The 3,176-nt window shown below is 56.3% G+C and carries 2 protein-coding genes, 1 pseudogene and 1 riboswitch; of the genes and pseudogenes, 1 reads left to right on the forward strand and 2 read right to left on the reverse strand.

Features of this window, described 5'->3' with window-relative positions:
* Positions 1-400, reverse strand: a pseudogene (locus ACI4OH_RS01430) (phosphoribosylaminoimidazolecarboxamide formyltransferase); the annotation flags it as partial.
* Positions 401-448: 48 nt separating this feature from the next.
* Positions 449-525, reverse strand: a riboswitch (ZMP/ZTP riboswitch).
* A gap of 180 nt (positions 526-705) precedes the next feature.
* Here ACI4OH_RS01430 and pfkA point away from each other — a divergent pair.
* Positions 706-1,668, forward strand: coding sequence for a 6-phosphofructokinase (pfkA, locus tag ACI4OH_RS01435; RefSeq protein ID WP_439784004.1), 963 nt, complete (start codon positions 706-708; stop codon positions 1,666-1,668).
* An 84-nt stretch (positions 1,669-1,752) separates the two neighbouring features.
* On the opposite strand, the gene ACI4OH_RS01440 is transcribed toward pfkA, so the two are convergent.
* The coding region (locus tag ACI4OH_RS01440; protein WP_439784005.1) for a cobalamin-dependent protein at positions 1,753-3,176 on the reverse strand (1,424 nt) is incomplete at its 5' end.

A 3,176-nucleotide genomic window follows, 5' to 3' on the forward strand; every position in this document is an offset into this window, starting at 1 on the left:
CGCGTTTGAGGAACGAAGCCGTCTGGGCATCGCATTCATCGGACAGGGCGACGAAGTCGCCGTAGGAACTCATGCGGTCGGCACCGCGGGCACGGATATAGGCCGTAGCAATCGGGGAGAGCTCGACGCCCTCGACGAAATAAACTTTCTGCAGTGTTTCCGAGAGGGGCACAGCAACAGCGGCACCAGCCGGGCTGACGTGTTTAAAGGAAGCAGCTGCCGGCAGGCCCGTTGCTTCGCGCAGCTCGCGGACGAGCTGCCAGCTGTTCATGGCATCGAGCAGATTGATGTAGCCTGGACGGCCGTTGAGGACCTCGAAAGGCAGTTCCCCTTTTTCCATGAAAACGCGGGCTGGTTTCTGGTTCGGGTTGCATCCGTATTTGAGTTCCAGTTCTTTCATTTTTTATGCTCCTTTTCCTATAAAAAGCCGAAAAGCCGACACAAATCCAGGCTGTGCCCAGACGGTCGGCTTTTCTTCCCTGTGCTCCCTGTGGTCATCCACTTCCGTCAGTTGCACAGCATTTACTAATTCAAATCTATCATTATAAAGGAAGTTTGTCAAGCTCTGGACTGGTCCGAAAAAGTTACCGGTATCCCTGTTTTCTTCGGCCTTTTTATGGTATTATAAAAAATGATACATGTCATAACATTGATTTTGACTCAGTCAATATGCTAGCAATTCTCAATTCAAGGGGGACTTCCATTATGTTGAAAAGTATTGCAGTCTTGACCAGCGGCGGCGACAGCCCGGGCATGAATGCAGCAGCACGTGCTGTAGTCCGTACTGCATTATATGAGGGTGTCAAGGTATGGGGCATCCGCGGCGGTTATCATGGCCTGCTCGAAGAAGATATGTTTGAGATGCAGTCCAAGGACGTCAGTGATATCATCCAGCGCGGCGGTACGTTCCTCGGTACGGCACGCTGCAAACGCTGGAAGACGCCGGAAGGCCGCATGATGGGCTATAAGCACCTGACGGACCGCGGCATCGAAGGTCTCTGCATCATCGGCGGTGACGGTTCGCTGCGCGGCGCTTCGCTGCTTTCGAAAGAAACGGGCATGCCGATTGTCGGTCTGCCGGGCACGATTGATAACGATGTCTGGGGCTCCGATTATACGATTGGCTGCGACACGGCTGCAAATACGATTATCGACGCCATCAACAAACTCCGCGATACGGCTTCGGCACACCGCCGTGTCATCGTCCTTGAGGTTATGGGACGCAACTGCGGCTGGCTCGCACTCGTTTCGGGCATTTCGGGCGGTGCTGAGTACATCCTCGTTCCGGAAGAAGAGTATGACCTCGATGCCATCTGCGAGAATATGTCGGAAGCCTACAAGAAGGGTAAGCGCTATATCCTTGTCGTCGTGGCAGAAGGTGCCGGCAGCGGTCAGGAGATTGGCCAGTATATTGCCGAAAAGACGCAGCTCGATACGCGTGTATCGGTCCTCGGTCATATTCAGCGCGGCGGTTCGCCGTCCGTCATCGACCGCGTACGTGCCAGCCAGCTCGGTGAGCAGGCTGCCCTGGCCCTGATTTCGGGTCTTTCCGATATCGTCTTCGGTTACAGCAAGGGCCGCGTCGTCTCGATCGACCTGCACGATGCCGTCAACAACAAGAAGATCCTCGATCCGGACTATCTGCATCTTGCAAAAGTCCTGTTCTGATTCAGGTAATACGGATAAAATAAAGGAGCCCCTTCTCATCATGATGATGGGAAGGAGCTCCTTTTGTATTTGTATGAATGAATATCATTCAGCTCCGACAATCGCCTTGGCGAGTTTTACAGCTTTGACGCCATCGGCGGCGTAGGCATCGGCCCCGCAGGAGTCGGCGTAGTCCTGGGTGACGGCGGCGCCGCCAATCATGACTTTGGCACGCGCGCCTTTTTGATGGAGTTTGTCGATAACCTTGTCAATCTGCGGCATGGTCGTTGTCATCAGGGCGGCGAGGCCGACGATATCGGCGTTCTGTTCAAGGGCCGTCTTGACGATGGTGTCGGCTTCGACGTCTTTACCGAGGTCAATGACTTTGAAGCCGGAATTGGCGAGCAGGGCCCCCGTGATGTTTTTGCCGAGGTCGTGGACATCGCCCTTGACCGTGGCGATGACGAAAGTTCCCTTGTCGGCTTCAGCGCTGGCGGGGATGAGCTCTTTGAGCTTATCGAAGGCCGCGCGCATGGTTTCGGCCGACAGCAGGACCTGAGGCAGGAACATGCGGCCGGAGCCGAAGTCCTCGCCAATTTCCGTCATGGCGGCCGTCAGGCCCTTTTCGGTGATTTCATTGCTGGATTTTCCTTCCTGCAGGGCCTGCACGACGAGGCCGACGATGATGTCTTTTTCGCCTTCAATGACGGCCTGTTTGATGGCATCGAGAATCGGCAGGTCCGTCGTCTTCATGACGGCCGCTTTTTTCGGCACGGCGAGATTTGTCTCATCCTGACTGAAGGCGAGGCCGCAGGGGTCGTGGCCGAGCAGGGCTGCACTGGCCTTCAGGGCTTTCTGCATGGATTCGTCGTACGGATTCATAATCGGGGCGTCGAGACCGGCCGCGAGGCACATCGCGAAGAAGGTGCTGTTGATGAGCGGGCGGTTCGGCAGGCCAAACGAAATATTTGAGAGGCCCATGGTGGACGGGTAGCCGAGGTGCTCACGGTAAAGCTGCAGGGTCTTTAAGACCTCACGGCAGGCGTTCTTGTCGGCCGAAACGGTCATGACGAGGGCATCGAGCAGGAAGTCGCCATCCGCAAGTCCCTGTTCTTTGGCTTTTTCGATGATGAACTCTTCGGCCTTCAGGCGTTCGTCCGCTGTCTTTGGCACGCCGTCTTCGGTGATGGGCAGGCAGAGAATGGCTGCACCGTACTTGCGCGCAAGCGGCAGGAAGTTTTTGATGCGGTCATCTTCTGCCGTGACGGAGTTGATGAGGGCGCGGCCGGGGTAGGCGCGCAGGCCGGCTTCGAGGGCCTCCGGGTCACTCGTATCGATGACGAGCGGCGCATCGGTGAGCTGGGCGATTTCCGTCACGGCCTGTTTCATGGCTTTCGTGGCGTCGATGCCCGCGACACCCATGTTGACGTCGAGGAGTCTTGCACCGGCTTTGACCTGATTGACGGCTTCTTTTTTGACGGACAAGAGAGAGCCTTCGCGGATTTCGGCAGCGAGTTTTTTACGGCCGG

Origin of the sequence: Mitsuokella apri (assembly GCF_051886055.1) — a bacterium.
In the GTDB taxonomy this organism is placed as follows: domain Bacteria; phylum Bacillota; class Negativicutes; order Selenomonadales; family Selenomonadaceae; genus Mitsuokella.

Bases quoted from the DNA above. Each gene is read 5' to 3' on its own strand.
- pfkA (WP_439784004.1), top strand. From the start codon at position 706: ATGTTGAAAAGTATTGCAGTCTTGACCAGCGGCGGCGACAGCCCGGGC.